Origin of the sequence: Flavobacterium sp. MMS24-S5 (assembly GCF_050320125.1) — a bacterium.
Classification (GTDB): Bacteria; Bacteroidota; Bacteroidia; order Flavobacteriales; family Flavobacteriaceae; genus Flavobacterium; species Flavobacterium tyrosinilyticum.
Map to the genome: position 1 here is coordinate 32,766 of NZ_CP190016.1, position 21,296 is coordinate 54,061.

Here is a 21,296-nt window from a genome sequence, read left to right on the forward strand (position 1 = left end):
CTATAACCTATAACCTATAACCCATAACTCAAAATTTATAATTAAATGAAAAACTTTGCCGAACTTATAAAAACCTTAGACAGTTCTAATAAAACATCGGTAAAAGTTGATGCGCTGACGAATTATTTCCTAAAAGCAAACGACGAAGATAAAGTGTGGACAATCGCTATTCTTTCGCATCGTCGCCCTCCCCGTCCCGTTAATACGACTTTATTGCGTTTATGGGCAAACGAATTGGCTAATATTCCGCTTTGGTTGTTTGAAGAAAGCTATCATATTGTGGGTGATTTGGCCGAAACGATTGCTTTGGTTATTCCAACCACAAAAGAACATTCTGATAAAAGTTTGACTGAATTTCTACAAGAAATCATTGCTTTAAAAAAGAAAACAGATTTAGAGAAAAAAGAATATCTGCAAACCAATTGGCTGAATTTAAATTACTATGAACGATTCGTTTTCACTAAATTAATCACAGGAAGTTTCAGAATTGGTTTAAGTCAAAAGTTAATGACTCGAGCACTTTCTAAAGCCGAAAATATTGATGAAGACACACTTGCTTATAAATTAATGGGCGACTGGAATCCAAATACGATTACGTTTCAAGAATTGATTTTGGACGAAAGAAGCAGCGATTATTTATCAAAACCTTATCCGTTTTATTTGGCTTATCCAATTGAAGGCGAACTTGAAAATCTTGGCAATCCTGAAGATTGGAGCGCCGAACATAAATGGGACGGAATTCGATCTCAAACTATTATTCGCGATAACGAAATTTATGTCTGGAGTCGTGGCGAAGAATTGGTAACCGATAAATATCCTGAATTTCAATCTTTCATTGGCAATATTCCCGACGGAACAGTTATAGACGGCGAAATTCTTCCTTTCATAGACAATCAAATTGGGACATTTAATGATCTGCAAACCCGAATTGGCCGTAAAAATGTATCGGCTTCTGTTTTAAAAAATACGCCTGTTATCATTAAAGCTTACGATTTATTGGAATGGCAGGGAAAAGATATTCGCAATCTTCCTTACGAAGAACGCCGAACCATATTAGAAGAATTATTTACGACTTTGATTGGAAAAGAGATTCCGCTACAGCTTTCAGAAAGAATTCATTTTTCGACTTGGGAAGAGGTCACAAATGAAAGATTAAAATCGCGCGAAATGAAAAGCGAAGGTTTAATGCTGAAACGAAAAGATTCTCCCTATTTAGTTGGAAGAAAAAAAGGAGATTGGTGGAAATGGAAAATTGAACCTTTAACGATTGATGCTGTTCTCACCTACGCTATGCGCGGTCACGGAAGACGATCCAATCTATTTACCGATTATACTTTTGCCCTTTGGCACGAAAATGAAAACAACAAACGTGAACTCGTCACTTTCGCGAAAGCGTATTCCGGTTTAACTGATGCGGAATTTAGAATGGTCGATGATTTCATCAAAAAAAATACTTTAGAAAGATTTGGTCCCGTAAGAAGCGTTACGCCAAAATTGGTTTTTGAGATTGGTTTTGAAGGAATTGCACTTTCCAAAAGACATAAAAGCGGAGTGGCAACCCGTTTTCCACGAATTTTAAGATGGCGACACGATAAAAAAATTGAAGAAGCCAATTCAATCGAAGATTTAAAAAATATGATTTTATAGATGAATAGAGAGCAGTTATTTAAGATCGCCAGCGAATGGTTTGAAAGTCAGGGATGGAAACCTTTTCCGTTTCAGACCCAGACTTGGACTGCTTTTTTACAGGGCAAAAATGGCTTGCTAAATGCTCCAACAGGAAGCGGAAAAACCTATGCGCTTTGGCTTCCCATCATTTTAAACTACATCAAAGAAAATCCGAATTACAAAAATAAACATAACTCAGGATTAAAAGCAATTTGGATTACGCCTCTACGGTCTTTATCTGTTGAAATTAAACAAGCGGCAGAAAGAGTGCTTACAGATTTAGATATTCCAATGACAGTTGGAATTCGTTCCGGAGATACGTCTTCTGCAGAACGTGCCAAGCAAAAAAACAAAATGCCCGATTTGCTCATTACAACTCCCGAAAGTCTGCAACTACTTTTAGCAACAAAAGGGTATGCTAATATTTTTAAAAATTGCAGTTCAATCGTAATTGACGAATGGCACGAATTACTCGGAACCAAACGTGGCGTGCAAATAGAATTAGGTTTGTCAAGATTGAAAACTATCGCGAAAAATATTCGTATTTGGGGAATCTCAGCCACAATTGGTAATCTACAGCAAGCGCAGGAAGTTTTGCTTGGAGTAGATTCTGAAGCGTATAATAATTCTGTTTTAATCAAAGCGGTAATTAACAAGAAAATAAAAGTCATTTCCATAATTCCAGAGAAAATGGACACGTATCCGTGGCGCGGACATATGGGTTTGCATCTGATTGATGAAGCGGCAAAAATTATAAAAGCCAGTAAAACGACCCTTATTTTTACCAATGTTCGTTCGGCTTGCGAAATATGGTATCAGAGATTATTAGAAAAATATCCTGAATTTGCTGGCGAAATGGCGATGCATCATGGAAGCATTGACAGAGAAACCAGACTTTGGGTAGAAAATGCTATTCGGAATGAAGAATTAAAAGTCGTAGTCTGCACTTCTAGTTTAGATTTAGGAGTTGACTTTGCTCCTGTCGAATCAATTATTCAGGTTGGAGGTGCCAAAAGGCGTTGCCCGTTTTATGCAGCGTGCCGGACGAAGCGGACATCAGCCTGGAAAAGAAAGTGTTATTTATTTTCTTGCCACTCATGCCATTGAATTAATCGAGGCTTCGGCACTAAAAAAAGCAGTTGAAAATAGTGTTATTGAAGATCGTGTTCCGTATTTAAACAGCTGGGATGTTTTGGTTCAATATCTTAATACGTTGGCAGTTTCTGACGGATTTTATCCAAACGAAATTTTTAAAGAAATTCAGGGAACTTTTAGTTATCAAACCGTTACGACTGAAAATTGGAACTGGATTTTAAATTTCATTACGCAAGGAAGCCAAAGTCTTCATGCTTATGACGAATTTAAAAAAGTGGAAATTGACGAAAACGGCTGTTACAAAATAAACAGCAGAATGATTGCCATGCATCACAGAATGCAGATTGGAACAATTGTTGGCGATGCCGTTATGAATGTAAAATATCTCAGCGGCGGTTATATCGGCACGATTGAAGAATGGTTTATTTCGAAATTAAAACCTGGCGACACTTTTATTTTCGCAGGAAAAAAACTGGAATTATTCAAAATCAGAAATATGCAGGTTTTGGTAAAAAAAGCGAGTCCGAAGAAAGAATCTAAAATTGCTAGTTGGATGGGTGGACGTTTGGCTCTTTCTTCTCAAATGAGTGAATTGCTTCGTCAGGAATTATATCGCGCCAATACCGATAATCTTTCGCCAGAATTAAAAGCTTTACAGCCTTTATTTAAAAGACAGCGCAAAGAATCAATCGTGCCCAGTTCAGATGAATTTTTAATTGAAACCTTCAAAACTCGAGAAGGATTTCATGCGATTTTTTATCCTTTTGAAGGACGTTTTGTTCATGAAGCTTTAGCCAGTTTGTTGGCGTTTAGAATAAGTTTATTGCAGTCGATCACATTTTCTTTGGCTTATAATGATTATGGTTTTGAATTGCTTTCGGATCAGGAAATTGACATCGAAGCCGTTTTAGACAATAATCTATTTTCAACCGAATATGTGCATCACGATTTGCAGAAAAGTTTAAATTCGACCGAAATGGCGCGAAGAAAGTTTAGAGATATTGCCGTAATTTCTGGATTAGTCTTTACCGGTTTTCCAGGAAAAATGGTTAAGACTAAACATTTGCAAAGCGGTTCGCAACTGCTTTTTGAAGTATTTAGAGACTTTGAACCTGATAATTTATTATTGCATCAAGCGTATCGTGAAACCTTTGAACATCAATTGGAAGAAGGACGTTTGATTCTGGCTTTGGAACGAATTGCAAATCAAAAAATAATCTGGAAGCAATGTTTGAAACCAACGCCTTTTAGTTTTCCTTTAATTACTGATCGATTGAGAGAAAAACTTTCGAGCGAAACTTTGGCTGAAAGAATTCAGAAAATGACTGCATCTTATATGAAATAGATCTTTATGAATATTCAAATACAAAACGAAACCTTTACACTTCATTCAAGCGGTGCTGTTTTTTGGGAAAAGCAAAAAACAGTCATTATTTCTGATGTGCATTTGGGAAAAGTAACACATTTTAGAAAACACGGAATTGCTATTCCGCAAAATGCCATTTCTGAAAATTTTAGAAAAATCACAGAAGTTTTGGATTATTTTCTACCTGAAAAAATCATTTTTTTGGGAGATCTATTTCACAGCGCAAAAAATGCTGAATGGGATTTATTTGAAGAATGGATTTCCAATCATAATCAAGAAACTTATTTGATTGCAGGAAATCATGATATAATAGACCAAAAACATTATTACCAAATTGGAATTCTTGTCATAGATTCTCTTGAGATTGATCATTTTCTCTTCACCCATCATCCTAAAGAAAAAGAAAATTTTTTCAATTTCTCAGGACATATACATCCTGGAATAATCCTCCGCGGATTGGGGCTTCAAAGCTTGAAACTACGTTGTTTTTTTCAAAAAAGCAATCAAATGATACTGCCTGCTTTTGGAGAATTTACTGGGAAATTTATCATGAAACCTGAACCCGAACATACCGTTTTTGCTATTGCTGGAGATGAAATTATTTTGATAAACAAAAACAATTGAAACAATCTATTTAATTTATTTACAGTATTATAAAAAAGAAAATCTAAAGTATCTATTGAATTATCTATAGCTCTCACTAGAGATAATTTAATAGATATTTTTAGTCTGCAGCATTAGCATCTGCCCTAACCTTTTAGTCTGCGTGAAAAAAAAGTCACGTCTTATCTAATTAATTATTGCGATTGGAATTTACATTTTCTTGAAGCTTACCGATTTTTACTAGAATAAAATTCTCGTACGCATCTTGCCTTTCGTCGCTTTTTCTCCCTGAACTAAATCCTTCACTAATTCTATAACTCTTAATAAACTGGCTTTTCTTTGCTCCTAAAGCATAATGCCAGCTTCCCATTTCTGATTGAACAAAAGTTATGGCTTCATCCAGATTCATTATTTTCTTTTTTGAAAGTAACGGACTTGTTTTATAAACGGCATTACTACGAGCATCCAACGTAAACCGAATTTTAGAAGCTATTTGAATATCATATAAAAAATGAATCAAAAAGTATGCTAAGAATGTACCAATCACCCAACGCATTTCTTCTCCTAGATCATTAAAAAACAATAGTAAAGCTATTACTCCTGTCGTTATTCCAGCCAAAAACCACCATGATTGATTTACTGATGGTTTTTGCGGATTAAATGAAAAAGAATACAGCGTTTCTTCGATGTTATATCTTTCTCGAATGTTCATCTAAAATTTCATTAATTTCATTAATCAAATTCTGCATGGATCTAGCTGTAAAACCTTGTGCAATTCCAGTGCATTTCTCCTTGTTATCTTTTCTGTAATAAAGATTTAAGCAAACGTTTGTTGTGATAAAATTATGTCTGACTTTGACCACTTCAAAATTGAGAAAATCAGCAATCGGAATCAGAACGGGTTTATTAACCAATCCGTTTTTTATTCTAAACTCCTTTCTGTCCAGATCAATACTAAATCCTTCCTGCCAAACCGAAATAAAGCATAAAACAGCCAAGACTCCAAAAATGCCAATTACTGCATTATTTTTATAATAAATGCCTCCAATAGTAAAAGCAATCATTCCGAGTACCACAATTAGTCCAAAGCCGTATTGCCTTTTCATGACATACAGATTTCCTTCTTTTGTGAATTTCTTCAGTTCATTCATTTCTCTACTCAATTTTAACGCCATCAATAATCAGAGAATCACAAAGAAGTGAGATGTAAGCGCTCGTATAGTCGGCCGTTAATTGATCGCTTAAAGAATCTACTCTTCCTTTTGTAAAATCAAATTTTCTCGTAGGAAGCTTTCCAAATATATCGGTCATGGTAATTTGACCATCAACTCCTGCTTTATTTTTCATTAAAACTGCCAGCAAAGCAATATCTTGTTTTTCAAAATCAAGAGAAAAATAATAATTGTTTTTTACCTCCGATTCTGTTCCGCTGACAGTAGATTTTGTAAAAGAAAATGTAGCAGATCGCAATACCGCTTTTGTCGTTTTGTTACCATCTTTCAAAGCGATTTCTATTTTAATGCGTCTGTCTTCTTGCCCATAACTTAATGATGATATAAAAAGGCAAGCTACTACTAATAATGTAAAAAAATTCTTATTCATAATTTTATAGTTTTAAAAATAATTTATAACAGCAAGATTACTACGAAGATCAACTTGCCACAATTCGAAATTGGCAAATGGATGCTTTAGATTTTTATTTGGTAATTCTATACCAGTATCGAGAAAAAGCGCTCTTTAACCACTTCTACACAGAGACTTTACAAGGGAATTTCTTGTCAAATTTGAGGGGTGATTTTTTTGGTCAGTCTATTTTCAATTTGTACTTTGGCCTTAATTACCACAATATATGCACGAAAAAACTACTTTAAATCAGATCAAAAACAGGAAAACGAAATGGTTGTTCTCGTTTCTTTTTTTGGTTTTCATTGCCCCTATAAATGCACAAATTTCGGCTGTCGAAAAGATTGCATCCTATGGCTATTCCAAACGTTTTTCTGATTCATCTGCCAGTAAAAAAATTCAGCAGCAAGCTCTTACTTTAGCCAAGAAAAAAAAGAATATCGACGATGAAGTTATTTGTTATTCGTATCTCGCTCTTACACAAAGACGTTTATTGCATTTAAAAGAATTTACTCGTTATGCAGATACTGCTTATATTTTAGCTCAAAAAAGCAACAAAATAAGAGTTAAAGCTTTTGCTTCTCTGGCAATGGGAAATTTAAAGTCTTATATAGACGACAAACCTCAGGCCATCGATCATTTATTGCATTCGTATACGCTTTTCTCAAAAATAAATGCTCATGATCAGTGTGCTAAAATTGCGTCCGACATATCGTATCTATTTTCTCCAGCATCGCCAGAAAAGGTTCATAAATATGCGCAAGAGGCTCTCGAACATGCTTATAAAGCAAAAGATCCAGAAAGTAAACTGTATGCAAGATTGGCTTACGGAGGATATTTGACCGATAAACTCGAATCTGGAACAGAGAAAGATTGGCAAAAGACTCTGGATTTTTTAAAAACTACAGTGGCACTTGCCGAAAAAGAATCTTTTGATATCATTAGCAAAAGCAATATCGGAATTGCTTACATCAATCTGGCAGATCTATATTCTAAAGGTGCCGAAACCAATTAATGAAACTGCCTTGTTTGACAACCTTGAAAAAGCTACTGCAATTGCCAAAAAATACAATATTAAAATCATCTACAGAAGCGCCATAGGTCTTCAAGGTTTCTACTATACCGAAAAAGGAAATTATGTAAAAGCGGAAATGCTTTTTATTGAAGGCATAAAATACCAGCTTAGCCTACCTTACACCGATAATTATTTATTGGCTACTTTTTACAATTGCTTAAAAGAAGTTTCGGCAAAACGTCATGATTTTGAAGCGTATTATGCTTACGATACCTTGTTTACGAAATACAATCAGTTAAAGTATAATGAAACCACTCAGAAGCTTTTGCAAAATGCAGATGCCAGATTTGAGTCTTCCAAAAAAATGGAGCGTATAAAACAGCTTGAATTGGAAAATGAATTGGAGCAGCAAAATAAACTTTTAGGCTACGGAATTGCTGGAGTTCTTTTGCTTGGACTTGTTTTTATGTTTCGTTCCTACTATTTCAGACAGCGTTATTATTTAAAGCGTGAGGAAATTTTAAAGCAAGAACAAACCAATAGTGAGTTGAAACTGCAATTAATGGAAAAAGAAACCATTGAAAACCTTGCAACCAGACTCTCGTTGGAAAGAAGATTATTGCGCTCTCAAATGGATCCGCATTTTATTTTTAATGCTTTGGGAAATATCCAGAGTATGATTTTGCAGAAAGATACGATTCCGGCGGTTTCTTATTTGAATAAATTTGCCAAACTCACACGCCAGATTCTAGAACAATCGAGAAAGGAAACCATTTCGTTAGAAGAAGAAATTGGTACTTTAAAAAATTACATCGAATTGCAGCAGTTGCGTCTGAATAATAGTTTTGAATATGCGATTGTTTGCGACGAATCGGTTGAAGAGGATATTCTTATTCCGCCACTTTTGATTCAGCCTTTTATTGAAAATGCTGTTGAACACGGATTAAAACCAAAACCAAAAGAAGAAAAAGGTCTATTGCAGATTAATTTCTCACAGCAGACCGAACAAAAAAATCTAATCTGCACCATAAAAGACAACGGAATCGGACTTACAGCTTCGAGAAAATTGAAAACAAACGAAAATCATAAATCTCTTTCTACAACAATTACTGACGAAAGATTAGCAAAAATGCAAAAAGATCATCCGCATGCTGGTTTTCAGGTTTTAGAGCGCAATGCAGACAACGGAGAAACGGGCTGCATTGTTATTATTAATATTCCAATATTGTAAAAAATGTACAAAACAATCATTATAGAAGACGAACAACGCATTCGCGAAGCTTTATCCATTATGTTGGAAATGGTTGCTCCAGAAGAAATTCAGATTATTGCTTACGCGGAAAGTGTCGAAGAAGCTGTAAAATTAATTGACCGCATGCAGCCCGATTTGGTTTTTATGGATATAATGCTTCAAAACGGAACTGGATTTGATGTTCTAAAACAAATTTCCTTCAACTCTTTTCATCTTATTTTTACAACTGCTTACGAACAGCACGCCATTAATGCTTTCAAATACAGCGCTATAGATTATCTGCTAAAACCAATTGATCCAGACGAACTTAGAACTGCAATTGAAAGGATTTCGCTTTTGCAAGAAAGAGTTTTAGAAAAACAGCAATTAAGCGAATTGCAAAATAACCTTACCAAAACTCCCGACCGCCTTATATTGCCCACGCAAGAGGCTATGTATGTAGTTAAATTAGAACAAATTACAAGATGCGAAACTTCGGGTTCTTATACCACTTTCTTTTTGACCGATGGCCGAAAAATTATGGTTTCTAAACCTTTAAAAAATTATGAAGATTTGCTGGAACCTCCAATGTTTTTTCGCATTCATCAGTCGCATTTGATCAATGTAAATTCCATTATAAGTTATTCTCGCGAAGGAATGGTTCATATGAATGACAAATCGGTTGTGCCTATTTCGCGAGGAAAAAAGGAGCAATTTTTCAAATTAATGAAAGAGGAAATTTAATCTTTTAAAAAACACATTTTACCTCTTACCGATTTAAATACAACCAATACCAACCAAAAAGCACAGTAGACAAAGTAACTATTTCAGGCCTATTCCTAGTTTCTATTTTTGACCCAATAAATAACTTAAACTATGAATAATAAAACCCTTTCTATTCTTAGCTATGTCACTATTATTGGTTGGATTATAGCTTTTGTTAAAAGTAAAGATTTAACACCTAAAAGTGATTTGGTGAGATACCATTTAAAACAAGGATTCGGAATTTTTCTGGTTTCTTTAGTCGTAAATGTTGTTTTGTCTATTATTGTAACGATCGTTCCAGCGCTTTACTTTTTGAGCTACATTGGATACGTTATTTTTATTTTATGGATTTTCGGAATCATAAATGCAGCTAACGAACAAAAGAAACCAATTCCGTTAGTTGGACAAGTTTTTGAAGATAAATTCAGCTTTATTGACTAATCGGTCTTGCTTTTTTTAGCTGACGTTTTTATTTTTTGGATGTAGGAGATGATTCTCAGAGAACTTCATTGGCTATGGTAGCACTGAGTAGTATTTGAGGATCTTTCTACTTTTAAAACAAAAACAAAAATTTTATGCCAACCCTTCCAATTGCTGAAAAACAGGAATTAAAGCTTTTCCTTTTTCTGTTAAATTATACTCGATATGAAGCGGTTTCAGTTTGATCGTTATCTTTTCTAAAAGACCTTCTTCTTCCAATTCTTTTAAAGCTGTAGCCAAAGATTGCTTATTTGAGCCCTGAATTTGGCGAAGCAAATTATTAAAACGTAAAGGCGATTCTGTAGCCAAACGAAAAATTTCTGCCTTCCATTTGCCCGACAGCATTTTTAGGAGTCTTTGTGCTGGACAAGTTTCTATTTCTTCCATAATTATTGTGGGTAGTCAAAAAAAATTGACCTCTTGTTTTCGAACGTTTTTTAATTAAAATTTGCTTTAATTCTAAGTAAAAATATAAAATGAAAGCAAAGAAACCAAGCGAAATGAGTGTCGAAGAGTTATTAAAAACGCAAAAGAAAATTAAAACAACCATTAAGCTTTTGATTCTAATTGCCATCTTATTACTTCTCCTTATTGTATTTATTTTCCTCAAAAAAGGATTTCTCTCTTTAATGGTCTTTCCTTTATCTATGGCTTTTCTTATTGTCAATTCTAATTTTCTTAAAGAAATTCAAGAAGAAATCGCTACACGAAACCTAGAATAGCATCACAAAATGAAATTGGTTTCTTTATTTAAATTTCATTTTTCTTAACTGAAAGTCTTGCAAAAAAAATTACATTTGGGCTCCCTAAATAAGCCCTTAAATTATGATTATTAGCAAAAAGACTTTTTATTTTTCCGCTCTATTTTTACTTCTATTATTTTCGCAGTTTAACTACGCGCAACAGCAACAAACCGTTAAAAAAGAAAGCCGCGGAAGACTATTTAACGACTCTACAGCCACAGACAGCGATTATTTAATGGCCATTGAAAAAGCCAGTGAAGTATTAGAATCTGCCTACAATGATATTGATTTTGCAGGAGATACGCGTCATCTTTTTGGCGAAATGAAACGTACAGAAAGCAAGCTGGATTTAATCTTAGCTAGTTTAAAAGGAGCAAATCCGAATGTGCGCAATCAACAAATGTACCGATTGGTTCTACAAGAAATCCAACAAGAATTAGAAGAACAGAACAAAGCGATTAATGCTAAAAATCTGGATCTTGAGAACATCAAAAAACGTGTAATTGATCTACGTAAAGACAAAACTTTAATTAGTTTATTAAAAGATACTATTCGTCGCAAACAGTTTCAGAAGGAATTCGGAAGTCTTAGAAAAAGATATCTTGCCACTGATAGTTTAATGACGAGTAACCAGACTACTTTAAACAATAAAAAACGACTTACTGTACAGCGAAAAATTTCTGTCTCTAATGCTTTGGTGGCCGTTGAAGGAAAACTGGAGAAATCTGGAATCAGTATTTTCAATAAAGAATATCCTTCTTTATGGCAGATTAACGATTCTGCAGCAAAGAAAAAAGTAACACACAATATAAAAGCAAAAATCATAATTGAAGAAAATGTTGCTGCGTATTACTTAGGCTACAAAGCTGGCGGACTTATTACGCTATTTTTCTTTATGGGTCTTTTATTTTGGTACATTTCTCGAAATATCAAATACCTTAATACAAACGGTTATGCTGAAAACCTACAGCTTTTAAACTTTAAATATTTAAATCGAGGGGTTTTATTGCCTGTTTTAGTCATTGCACTAAACATTGCTGTAGTGACCAATTTATACGCTCCTGCCCTATTTTTAGAATTAATTCAACTTTTCTTGCTTGGGGTTTTAATCTTCCTTTTCAAGAATCAATGGTCTGGAGTTGCCATGAGAAATTGGCTTTTCCTTTTAGGATTATTCTTTGCCCTTTGTTTCCTAGACTTGTTTATCACAATCGGATTATTGCAGCGCTTTGCTTTTGTAGCGATTAATGTTTTAGGCATTCGTTACGGTTTGGTTCAGATTAAAACACTTAAAGAAGAACTTTATATAAAAGGCTTTTTTAAATGGGCAAGTATCATTTTTATTAGCTTGAATGTCTTGTCTATTCTTTACAATTTATTCGGAAGAGTTTCTCTCTCTAATATGTTAAGCATTACAGCTTTTATATCGCTTACTCAAATTGTTGCTTTAAGTGTGCTTTTGAAGATTATTTTGGAAATTATTTTGCTTCAAATCTACACGACTAGAGTAAAAAGAGGAATTGAAAAAATGTTTGATTACGAAAGTTTATCAGATACTTTGAAAAAGCCTTTTATTATTGCGATTAGTTATATGTGGCTGATTGTAATTGCTTCAAATTTGAACATCTGGGAATCACTTCGCGGTGCTTTAGCAAAGTTATTAAGTCATCCAAATACCATTGGAAGCATTACGTTTACATTAGGTAATGTTGTTTTATTTTTTATTATTATTTGGGCGGCGCATTTACTACAGAAATATGTTGCTTATTTCTTTGGCGAAATTGACGATGAAAACGAAGAGAACATCAATAAAAGACAGCACTCTAAATTACTTATTACGCGATTGGTTGTTTTAATAAGCGGTTATCTGCTTGCTGTTGCAGCTTCTGGAATGCCATTAGATAAATTGAGTATTCTTTTGGGAGCTTTAGGTGTCGGTGTCGGACTTGGGCTTCAGAATGTGGTTAATAATTTTGTTTCGGGAATTATTTTGATTTTTGATAAGCCAATTCAGGTTGGCGACGTTGTAGAAATTAGTTCTGAATCTGGCCGAATCAAATCTATGGGACTTCGTACCACTAAAATTAATGCTCCAAACGGCGCTGAAATCATTATTCCGAATGGTAACTTGTTATCTCAAAATATCACTAACTGGACGTACACTGACAATTTTAAATTGGTTGAAATCACTTTTGAAATTAATGGAGAAACAATTCCAGAAGAAATTAATACTGTAGTAAATGAAACGCTTGCTAATCTTCCGTTGGTAAACAATTCAAAACCATCACAAATATATTACAGCTCAATTTCTGATGGAAAATATAAACTTTTAATCAAGTTTTGGTGCAGTATTTATCGAACGGAAGAAACGATAAGTTCGGCACGACAGGAACTTTATATCAGTTTTAAAAACAAAGGCTTAACTTTCTCAAGTTAGATTTAAGACAAAAAAGGCGGTAGTTGATTACCGCCTTTTTTTATGCCATACAATTTGCAATTTTTCTATCTTTTTATAGTAATATGTTAAATAATAGCATTTTACTAAAAACAGGTAAAAACCCGTGTACCCACAATTTAGTTATAAAGTAATTTAGCATTGTAGTAAAATACTACCAAAAACTAAAATTAACTATTTTAAAACTTAAAAAATTATGGACGAATACATGGGAGCCGTAAAGGCATTTGCATTTTCTTATGCGCCAAGAGGATGGGCATTCTGTAATGGACAGATATTATCTATTGCGCAAAATAGTGCGCTATTTGCATTGTTGGGAACAACTTTCGGAGGAAATGGACAAAGTACATTTGGTCTTCCTGACTTAAGAGGGCGTTCTATTGTACATCCAGGTCAAGGACCAGGAACAAACAACATTTCTTGGGGTGAAATAGGAGGAACAGAAAACATGACACTTACAATCAATAACATGCCTGCACATACACACCAAATTATTCAAGGTACAGCTGCTGGTCAGGTAAATATAGCAACAAATGCAAACGCGATTACTGGAGGAACCATTTCGAACGAAACTGATAATGGAGGAAATTCTTTTGCGGCTGCTGGCGACGTTCCTAGTATTTATAGTGAACCTGCTGCAACTACAACAAAAATTGGAGGAATAACTTCAACCATAAGTGGTTCTACAGCAATAGTTGGAAACAATATTCCTTTTAGCTTAAGAAGTCCGTATTTAGGGATTTATACAAGTATATGCTTAGAAGGTCTTTTCCCTTCAAGAAACTAACAAAAACAAAAACAGAGGTGAAAACCCTCTGTTTTTTAATTTTAATTTATGGATAACGATATTAAAATAGGGATTCTGATTCCAAAATCTAAACAATATCCAGCTTTAGATAAAGATTTTATAAGGGGAATAAAACTAAATAATCTTAAGATAAAGTTTTTTGTTGAAAGCATTGGCATTGGTGCCGACGAGAAAATTGTAATTGAAAAAATTCAAAAAATGCATTTTCAAGAAGAAATTTCTATTATTATTGGTTTCTTAGGTCACTATAATGTTGATGAGGTATATCAATACGCTTCACAAAATGACATCTTATTATTGTCTTCAGACATCGGTGCAAATTTGCCTTATGGAATATCTTCAGCAAAGGGCGTTTATATAAATTCATTTGGACTAGCAGAATCCTGTTATCATTTTGGCCGTTATTTAATAAGCAAACAATATCAAAAGATAGCAACTTCGACTTCTTTTTATGATTGTGGTTATGGAATGTTATCGGCAATTGAATATGCTTTTAATGACGAAAATTTCTTCTCAGGACATTATATTACTCCCTTTATGCCTAGAGAAGATGAAGCTCTGTACATGAACCATTTTATTGAGGCACAAAAGCCTGATGCTGTTTTTGCATTTTACAGTGGTTTATATGCAACTGAAAATGCTGAATTTGTAAGCCAAAATAAAATAACTCAAAAATATCCCTTTTATGTAACACCTTTTTTTATCGACAATAAAATTTTGGAAGAGTATAAAAATGATCCTTTTGATCTTTTTGTAACAAGTTCTTGGATGCAAGATGATACAAATTCAACAAATTTTAATACTGAATATGCTAATACATATTCTGAGAATCCTTCTCCATTTTCTATTTTAGGATATGAGAGCGGATTAATCTTAAAAAATCTGCTTTCTAATGCTGATAATTTAAGTTTTAATTCTTTGATAGATAAAATTAGTCAATTGAATATTACTGGTTCAAGAGGAATTATCAAATTTGATAATGATACGAACAGAACAATATTTGATCATCATATATATAAATTAAAATTAGATTCCCTTAATAACATAAGCTTTAAAAAAATCGAAACATTGACAAATGATGGGCATTTTATTAAGGCTTTTTCCTCATCTACTAAGCCAGAGAAATTGGGAGGCTGGCAAAATGCATATTTGTGTCATTAACTAAATCGAATGTTTATGAAAAAAAAACTACTCTTATTTTTTATGCTTTTCTGTACCTTATTTGTACATGAAATTGCAAAAGCTCAAACCGTAGAGAGAGGCGATATAGCCTTCATTGGTTATCAAACTGGAACAGCAACAGATGGATTCTCTTTTATTACTTTAAGACCAATACCTGCTAATACCTTCATCTATTTTACAGATAAAGGATGGGGTAATGGAACTTGGATTTCAACTACCGAATCTCATTTATTATGGACAGTACCCGCTATTACTCCAGCAGGAACTATTATTACAATACTTGAATCTGCAACAACCGCAAATACATTCACAGTAACAGGCACTCCACAAAGTTCTGTTACTTTACCAGTACCTGGGGGAGGATTTAACCTTTCTGGTGGAGATCAGATATTGGCTTATGAATCCACTATCGGGCCAGAACCAGCGGCTCCCTTTTTTATTGCTGGAGTACACGGAGATTATAATTCAATGAAATATGATCCTACAACTACTTGGAATACTGTAGCTGGAGCTACAGGAGGGTCCAGAGAGTGTGATACCTCCAGGTTTAACTAATGGTCAAAATTGTATTTCTTTATTTCCTGCAACTGGTCTAGAACAGCCAAATGCTAAATATACTGGAACGTTAACTGGAACCAAGGCTAGCTTACTGCTAAGTATTAACAATCCTGCAAATTGGGTTAATGATAGTAATGACTTTCCCGATTTATCTGTTTTGAATATACTTCCAACTGACTATACTGCTCCTAATATCTCAACTGTAACTGTTCCATCTGTAGCGACAACGACTCCTGCTACAAATATTGGAGCTCTAACTGCTACATTAGGAGGTACAAACACTGATGGAGGTGCTACAATACTTAGCAGAGGTATTGTTTGGTCACTTACACCAAATCCTGTTATTAATGGCCCGGGCGTAACCAATTTGACAACAAGTACAGGCACAGGCCTATTTACTATAAACGCAATTTCACTCCCTCCGGGTACTACTATATATTATGCGGCTTATGCATCGAATTCAGCTGGAATTACTTATGGCACAACCGCATCATTTATGACCAATGCTCCCTTATCTGCTACACAATCACAAACAAATACTTGTAATGGTACCAATAACGGGACAGCAACAGTAGTTCCTTCGGGAGGAAAAGCCCCTTATGCTTTTGCATGGTCTAATGGTTCGACTACAGCAACAATAACAGGTTTATCACCATCTAATTATTCTGTTAACATAACAGATGGCGAAGGAACTTTGATATCCAAAATCTTTAATATAGGACAAGATTCAGCTATACAAGGAACAACCAATATTACTAATGTATCTTGTAACGGAGGCAATAATGGATCTATAGACCTTACTCCTTCAGGTGGCAGCGGATCTTATACTTATAACTGGGGAGGAGGAATAACAACTCAAGACAGAACAAGTCTTCCTGCAGGCACATATTCTGTTACCATTACCGATTCTAACAATTGTAGTGTGGTTGTAAGTAATATAGCAGTTGGCCAGCCAGCAGCGGCACTTGGCGGAACAACTGTTGTAACCAATGTAGCTTGCAACGGAGGAAATACAGGAGCAATAAATCTTACTCCAACTGGAGGAACTGGACCTTATACATTCTTATGGAATGATCTAGTAACTACTACAGAAGATAGAACAGGCCTTACAGCAGGTACCTACTCTGTCACTATTACAGATGCTAATTCATGCCAAGTAACGATTAATAGCATTACCGTAATTCAGCCTCCTGCAATTACAGGGATAGGTTCTACAACCCAAGTTGCTTGTTATGGAGGAAATACAGGAGCAATAAACGTTACCCCTGGTGGAGGAATCGGTCCTTACACCTACATATGGGATGATGTGACCTACTACCGAAGACAGAATGCTACTTACTGCTGGTACATACAGCATTACGATAACTGATGCTAATTCATGTCAAAGAACATTCTCCTACACTATTAATCAGCCTGCAGCAGCTTTAAGTGCAGCAACAGGAGGAGGAAAAACAGATGTATCCTGCAATGGAGGCGCTAATGGTACTGCAACTGTAGCGCCAACTGGGGGAACTCCGGGTTATACCTATTCTTGGAATACTACTCCTGTTCAAACAACTGCTACAGCAACAGGACTTGCTGCAGGTACTTATACGGTAACGGTAACTGATTTTTATGGATGTCAAACAACTAGAAGCTTTACGATTAACCAGCCAGCAACATCTTTAAGCGCATCTCCAGCTGGACAGACCGATATTTTATGTAACGGATATGCCACAGGATCTGCAACTGTTAGTGCAACAGGAGGAACACCAGGTTATACTTATTCATGGTCTCCATCAGGAGGAACTGCTGAAACAGCAACAGGTCTTACTGCTGGAACTTACACTGTAACGGTTACTGATGCTAATAGTTGTCAAGCAACACAATCCTTTACTATTACAGAACCAGGGGCTTTAGTTGCAAGTCCAGCAGCACAAACCAATATAGCCTGTCGTGGTGGTTTAACTGGATCTGCTACTGTTACTGCAACAGGAGGAGCAGGAAGCTACACTTATTCTTGGGCACCTTCTGGAGGAACTGCGGCAACAGCAACAGGACTTGCTGCCGGAACTTACGTCGTAACTGTTACTGACGCTAATAATTGTCAAGATACTCAATCATTTACACTTATAGAGCCCGCAACGGTACTTACAACCACAGCAGGTACTATAAACAATACTTCGTGTTATGGAGGCGCTAACGGAACAGCAACGGTTATAGCATCAGGAGGAACTCCTAATTATTCTTACTCTTGGAATACAAATCCCGTTCAAACAACTGCTACCGCATCAGGACTTTCTGCTGGTACTTATAGGGTAACGGTAACCGATTTTTTTGGCTGTGAAGCAATCAGAGACTTTACTATATCCCAACCACCTGCTCTATCAATAACTCCTAGCCAAACTAATGTTTCTTGCAATGGAGGTACGAATGGTACGGCTACGGCATCTGTTAGTGGAGGAACTGGAACTTATACTTACTCTTGGTCTCCTACTGGAGGAAATGCTGCATCAGCAACTGGTCTTCAAGTTGGAACCTATACAGTTACAGTTACAGACGCTAATAACTGTCAGATTACACAGAGTTATGATATTACGCAGCCAACAGTCCTAACAGCCACCCAATCACAAACAGAAGTGTTGTGCAACGGTTCTGCAACAGGTACAGCAACTGTTACTGCTTCTGGAGGATCTGGAAATTATAGTTATTCATGGTCTCCTTCTGGAGGAATTGCTGCAACAGCAACTGGATTAGCCGCTAACACTTATACTTGTACCATAACAGATAACAATGGTTGTTTCATAACAAAAACATTCACTATTACTCAGCCAGCTGCTCCTTTAACCGCTACTACTTTTCAAAATAACGCTACTTGTTCAACAGGTGGGCAAGCAGGCGTATCACCAGCTGGTGGAACATCAGGCTATAGCTATCTTTGGTCGCCAGGAGGTGAAACAGCACCTATCATTACAGGTAAAGCAGCAGGTAATTACAGCTGTATAATTACAGATGCAAACGGATGTTCTATTACCAAGAACTTTACTATCGGTACAACTAATACGCTCGTTGCTAGCACCTTTAAAACTGATTTACTTTGTAATGGAGGAAACACTGGTTCTGCTGGCGTAATTCCCTCTGGAGCTCCTGGACCATTTACTTATGTTTGGTCTCCTTCTGTCAGCGCTACTGATACAGCGGTGAATCTTAGCGCAGGAAACTATTCGGTAACGATTACTTCTTCAAACGGATGCTCTATTGTGAAAAACTTTACAATTACTGAACCTTCAGCACTTAATATAACTCCATCGCAAACAAATGTTAGCTGCAACAGTGGATCAAACGGATCTGCTTCTGTAACCGTAACTGGAGGAACTGGAACTTATACCTATGCATGGTCTCCTTCTGGAGGAACTGCAGCAACTGCAAATGGACTTTCGGCTGGAACTTACACTGTAACTGTTACAGATGATAATTTATGCTCCAAAACACAAAGTTTTACCATAGCAGAACCTGACGCACTTACTCCATCAGTATCTCAAACAGATGTTTCTTGTAAAGGTGGTTCAAACGGATCTGCAACTGTAAGCGTTACAGGAGGAACTGGTACTTATAGCTACCAATGGTCACCTACTGGAGGAACTGCTGCAACTGCAACAGGCCTATCGGCGGGAACTTATACTGTTCTTATAAAAGATAGCAACTTATGTGAGACAACAGCAACTGTAACTATTGCTGAACCTGCTTTACTTACTGCGACAATAGATAAAACAGATGTTTTATGCTATCAGGCAAATAATGGTACTGCAACGGTAATTCCTTCTGGAGGAACTGGAACTTATACGTACTCTTGGTCACCATCAGGAGGAACTGCTGCAACAGCAACTGGATTAAGTCCAAACACTTACTCTGTTACCGTAACCGATGCAAATGGATGTTTTATAACAGAAACTTTACAAATTACAGAACCTACGGCTCTTTCGGCTACAAACACACAAACAAATGTATCTTGTAACGGAGGAAATAATGGTACCGCATCTGTAGTGGCTTCTGGAGGAACAGGAAACTACAGCTATTTATGGGCACCTTCTGGCGGAACTGCTGCAACTGCAACTGGTCTTACAGCAGGAACTTATACGGTAACCGTTACAGATGAAAACGCATGTTCTGTTACCAATACGATTGTAATTACAGAACCAAATGCTTTAAATTTAACATCGACTCTTGCAGAAGTTTCATGTTATAATGGAAATAATGGCTCGGCTACAGTAAACGTAACTGGTGGAACAGGTTCTTACTCCTACTCTTGGTTTCCATCTGGAGGAACGGCTGCAACAGCAACGGGTCTTACAGCAGGAACTTATACTGTAACGGTAACAGACGACAATTCTTGTACTGCTTCATTAACTGTAGAAATATTGCAGCCTGCAAATCCTGTTACTTTAAATACTGCTGTTATTTCACAAGTAACAGTAAATGGTGCTTCTCTATCTGGAACTGCATCTTCTAACGGAATAAATACGGATAGCGGATCTTGTTTAACAGAAGTTGGTTTTGTATATGCACAGCACGCAAACCCAACTACAGCAGATACTAAAATCAATATTTCTGCCGCATTAGGAACATTCACAAATTCTTTATCTGGACTTAGAGGAAATAGAACTTATTACGTTAGAACTTATGCGATAAATAGTAATGGTTTTGTGAATTATGGAAACGAAGTTAGTTTCACAACTCAAAAATATACTCTTACTATAACTGCAACAGCAGGACATACAAAAGTATACGGTACAGAAGATCCTGTATTTAATTACACACCACTAGGTTTTGCTAACGGAGATACACCTTCAATAATTACAGGTCTGCTTTCTAGAGATGCTGGCGAAAATGTTGGAAAATATAATATTAAGTTAGGATCAATTAGCGCTGGTGCAGATTATACAATTGCTTTTACCGGTGCAGAATTTGAAATTACTAAAGCGGACCAAACAATCACTTGGGACCAAACTTTAGAATTTGGATGTATAGATTCTAATAACGTAGCCTTAACTGCAACAGCAGACAGCGGATTACCAATTTCGTACACTATTGCAAATGCAGCATTAGGAACAATTTCTGGATCAACATTAAACATCACTGGATCAGGAAGCTCAACCATTACAGCTGTACAAAACGGTGACCAAAATCATAATGCTGCTGCAGCAGTTGTTAAACCAATAGAAGTTAGCCATTCTGGACTTGTAACACAACAGTGGGCAAATGTGCTATTCTTTGATAATAAATCGAACAATTACGTGGCATGGCAATGGTATAAAAACGGAGTAGCTGTTTCTGGTGCAACTCGTCAGTATTATAGTGAGGTTCAACCTTTAAACGGAAGCTATTACGTAATTGCAAAAGATAAAAACGGAAATTCAATTAAATCTTGTCCAATTGAGACTACAGGAACAGTTTTTACCAAAAAGATAAAAATCTATCCAAACCCAGTTAAACCTGGAGCTGAATTTACTTTAGAGTGTGACTTTAGCGATTCTCAATTAAATGGATCTGAGGTGGTTATTTATGACATTACAGGAAAATTAGTTCAGACTATTTCAAATGTAAAAGCCAAAAATGAAATCATCGCTCCATCGCAGGCAGCCTTATATGTTGTCGTTCTTAAATTGGCAAACGGCCAGTTAAAAACAATCAACTTATTGGTGAAATAAAAATGAGATTTAATTTA

General features: G+C 35.8%; 17 protein-coding genes and 1 pseudogene. 14 read left to right on the top strand and 4 right to left on the bottom strand.

Going from position 1 to position 21,296, the window contains the following annotated elements:
• The first annotated feature begins 45 nt into the window (after positions 1–45).
• The 3 genes and pseudogenes from ACPWTF_RS00165 (at position 46) to pdeM (ending at position 4,753) form a co-directional block, all read left to right on the top strand.
• Positions 46–1,647 carry an ATP-dependent DNA ligase gene (locus ACPWTF_RS00165; RefSeq protein WP_427873883.1) on the top strand — a complete coding sequence of 534 codons (1,602 nt, stop codon included), beginning with the start codon at positions 46–48 and terminating at the stop codon, positions 1,645–1,647.
• Positions 1,648–4,108: pseudogene (locus ACPWTF_RS00170) on the top strand (ligase-associated DNA damage response DEXH box helicase). It begins immediately after the preceding gene.
• A 6-nt stretch (positions 4,109–4,114) separates the two neighbouring features.
• Positions 4,115–4,753, top strand: a complete 639-nt coding sequence (pdeM, locus tag ACPWTF_RS00175) for a ligase-associated DNA damage response endonuclease PdeM (protein WP_427873884.1) — start codon at positions 4,115–4,117, stop codon at positions 4,751–4,753.
• 169 nt (positions 4,754–4,922) lie between these two features.
• On the opposite strand, the gene ACPWTF_RS00180 is transcribed toward pdeM, so the two are convergent.
• From ACPWTF_RS00180 to ACPWTF_RS00190, 3 genes are read right to left on the bottom strand one after another with little or no spacing between them, the layout of a single operon-like run.
• Positions 4,923–5,444: a hypothetical protein gene (locus tag ACPWTF_RS00180; RefSeq protein WP_427873885.1), complete on the bottom strand. Its 522-nt coding sequence runs from the start codon at positions 5,442–5,444 to the stop codon at positions 4,923–4,925.
• Positions 5,422–5,883, bottom strand: a complete 462-nt coding sequence (locus ACPWTF_RS00185) for a hypothetical protein (RefSeq protein ID WP_427873886.1) — start codon at positions 5,881–5,883, stop codon at positions 5,422–5,424. Before ACPWTF_RS00185 ends, ACPWTF_RS00180 begins: the two co-directional genes overlap by 23 nt.
• Positions 5,884–5,887: 4 nt before the next feature.
• Entirely contained in the window at positions 5,888–6,334 is a 447-nt protein-coding gene (locus tag ACPWTF_RS00190; RefSeq protein WP_427873887.1) for a hypothetical protein, read from the bottom strand.
• Between the two features lie 247 nt (positions 6,335–6,581).
• On the opposite strand from ACPWTF_RS00190, the gene ACPWTF_RS00195 reads away from it, so the two are divergent.
• The 4 genes from ACPWTF_RS00195 (at position 6,582) to ACPWTF_RS00210 (ending at position 9,807) form a co-directional block, all read left to right on the top strand.
• The gene (locus ACPWTF_RS00195; RefSeq protein ID WP_427873888.1) at positions 6,582–7,370 is read left to right on the top strand and encodes a hypothetical protein; all 789 of its coding nucleotides are present in this window, start codon (positions 6,582–6,584) and stop codon (positions 7,368–7,370) included.
• Positions 7,288–8,601: a sensor histidine kinase gene (locus tag ACPWTF_RS00200; protein ID WP_427873889.1), complete on the top strand. Its 1,314-nt coding sequence runs from the start codon at positions 7,288–7,290 to the stop codon at positions 8,599–8,601. Before ACPWTF_RS00195 ends, ACPWTF_RS00200 begins: the two co-directional genes overlap by 83 nt.
• A gap of 3 nt (positions 8,602–8,604) precedes the next feature.
• Positions 8,605–9,345, top strand: coding sequence for a LytR/AlgR family response regulator transcription factor (locus ACPWTF_RS00205; protein WP_427873890.1), 741 nt, complete (start codon positions 8,605–8,607; stop codon positions 9,343–9,345).
• A 132-nt stretch (positions 9,346–9,477) separates the two neighbouring features.
• Positions 9,478–9,807: a DUF4870 domain-containing protein gene (locus tag ACPWTF_RS00210; RefSeq protein WP_427873891.1), complete on the top strand. Its 330-nt coding sequence runs from the start codon at positions 9,478–9,480 to the stop codon at positions 9,805–9,807.
• 132 nt (positions 9,808–9,939) lie between these two features.
• Here ACPWTF_RS00210 and ACPWTF_RS00215 read toward each other — a convergent pair whose 3' ends face one another.
• Complete coding sequence (locus ACPWTF_RS00215; protein WP_250837557.1) at positions 9,940–10,233, bottom strand: winged helix-turn-helix transcriptional regulator; 294 nt, start codon at positions 10,231–10,233, stop codon at positions 9,940–9,942.
• 89 nt (positions 10,234–10,322) lie between these two features.
• Between ACPWTF_RS00215 and ACPWTF_RS00220 the strand changes: the two genes are divergently transcribed.
• The 7 genes from ACPWTF_RS00220 to ACPWTF_RS00250 all read left to right on the top strand — a co-directional run bounded on the left by ACPWTF_RS00220 (position 10,323) and on the right by ACPWTF_RS00250 (position 21,279).
• Positions 10,323–10,568: a hypothetical protein gene (locus ACPWTF_RS00220; protein ID WP_427873892.1), complete on the top strand. Its 246-nt coding sequence runs from the start codon at positions 10,323–10,325 to the stop codon at positions 10,566–10,568.
• A gap of 103 nt (positions 10,569–10,671) precedes the next feature.
• A complete protein-coding gene (locus ACPWTF_RS00225) occupies positions 10,672–13,026 on the top strand; it encodes a mechanosensitive ion channel family protein (protein WP_427873894.1) in 2,355 nt (784 codons plus the stop codon).
• A gap of 214 nt (positions 13,027–13,240) precedes the next feature.
• Positions 13,241–13,831: a phage tail protein gene (locus ACPWTF_RS00230; RefSeq protein ID WP_427873895.1), complete on the top strand. Its 591-nt coding sequence runs from the start codon at positions 13,241–13,243 to the stop codon at positions 13,829–13,831.
• 48 nt (positions 13,832–13,879) lie between these two features.
• Positions 13,880–15,013 carry an ABC transporter substrate-binding protein gene (locus ACPWTF_RS00235; RefSeq protein ID WP_427873896.1) on the top strand — a complete coding sequence of 378 codons (1,134 nt, stop codon included), beginning with the start codon at positions 13,880–13,882 and terminating at the stop codon, positions 15,011–15,013.
• A gap of 15 nt (positions 15,014–15,028) precedes the next feature.
• Positions 15,029–15,589: a hypothetical protein gene (locus ACPWTF_RS00240; RefSeq protein WP_427873897.1), complete on the top strand. Its 561-nt coding sequence runs from the start codon at positions 15,029–15,031 to the stop codon at positions 15,587–15,589.
• A complete protein-coding gene (locus ACPWTF_RS00245; protein WP_427873898.1) occupies positions 15,567–16,961 on the top strand; it encodes a SprB repeat-containing protein in 1,395 nt (464 codons plus the stop codon). Before ACPWTF_RS00240 ends, ACPWTF_RS00245 begins: the two co-directional genes overlap by 23 nt.
• Complete coding sequence (locus ACPWTF_RS00250) at positions 16,921–21,279, top strand: MBG domain-containing protein (RefSeq protein ID WP_427873899.1); 4,359 nt, start codon at positions 16,921–16,923, stop codon at positions 21,277–21,279. The genes ACPWTF_RS00245 and ACPWTF_RS00250 overlap by 41 nt, the downstream gene beginning before the upstream one ends.
• Positions 21,280–21,296: the final 17 nt, after the last annotated feature.

Bases quoted from the DNA above. Each gene is read 5' to 3' on its own strand.
- ACPWTF_RS00165 (WP_427873883.1), top strand. From the start codon at position 46: ATGAAAAACTTTGCCGAACTTATAAAAACCTTAGACAGTTCTAATAAA.
- pdeM (WP_427873884.1), top strand. From the start codon at position 4,115: ATGAATATTCAAATACAAAACGAAACCTTTACACTTCATTCAAGCGGT.
- ACPWTF_RS00180 (WP_427873885.1), bottom strand. From the start codon at position 5,444: ATGAACATTCGAGAAAGATATAACATCGAAGAAACGCTGTATTCTTTT.
- ACPWTF_RS00185 (WP_427873886.1), bottom strand. From the start codon at position 5,883: ATGAATGAACTGAAGAAATTCACAAAAGAAGGAAATCTGTATGTCATG.
- ACPWTF_RS00190 (WP_427873887.1), bottom strand. From the start codon at position 6,334: ATGAATAAGAATTTTTTTACATTATTAGTAGTAGCTTGCCTTTTTATA.
- ACPWTF_RS00195 (WP_427873888.1), top strand. From the start codon at position 6,582: ATGCACGAAAAAACTACTTTAAATCAGATCAAAAACAGGAAAACGAAA.
- ACPWTF_RS00205 (WP_427873890.1), top strand. From the start codon at position 8,605: ATGTACAAAACAATCATTATAGAAGACGAACAACGCATTCGCGAAGCT.
- ACPWTF_RS00210 (WP_427873891.1), top strand. From the start codon at position 9,478: ATGAATAATAAAACCCTTTCTATTCTTAGCTATGTCACTATTATTGGT.
- ACPWTF_RS00215 (WP_250837557.1), bottom strand. From the start codon at position 10,233: ATGGAAGAAATAGAAACTTGTCCAGCACAAAGACTCCTAAAAATGCTG.
- ACPWTF_RS00220 (WP_427873892.1), top strand. From the start codon at position 10,323: ATGAAAGCAAAGAAACCAAGCGAAATGAGTGTCGAAGAGTTATTAAAA.
- ACPWTF_RS00225 (WP_427873894.1), top strand. From the start codon at position 10,672: ATGATTATTAGCAAAAAGACTTTTTATTTTTCCGCTCTATTTTTACTT.
- ACPWTF_RS00230 (WP_427873895.1), top strand. From the start codon at position 13,241: ATGGACGAATACATGGGAGCCGTAAAGGCATTTGCATTTTCTTATGCG.
- ACPWTF_RS00235 (WP_427873896.1), top strand. From the start codon at position 13,880: ATGGATAACGATATTAAAATAGGGATTCTGATTCCAAAATCTAAACAA.
- ACPWTF_RS00240 (WP_427873897.1), top strand. From the start codon at position 15,029: ATGAAAAAAAAACTACTCTTATTTTTTATGCTTTTCTGTACCTTATTT.
- ACPWTF_RS00250 (WP_427873899.1), top strand. From the start codon at position 16,921: ATGCTACTTACTGCTGGTACATACAGCATTACGATAACTGATGCTAAT.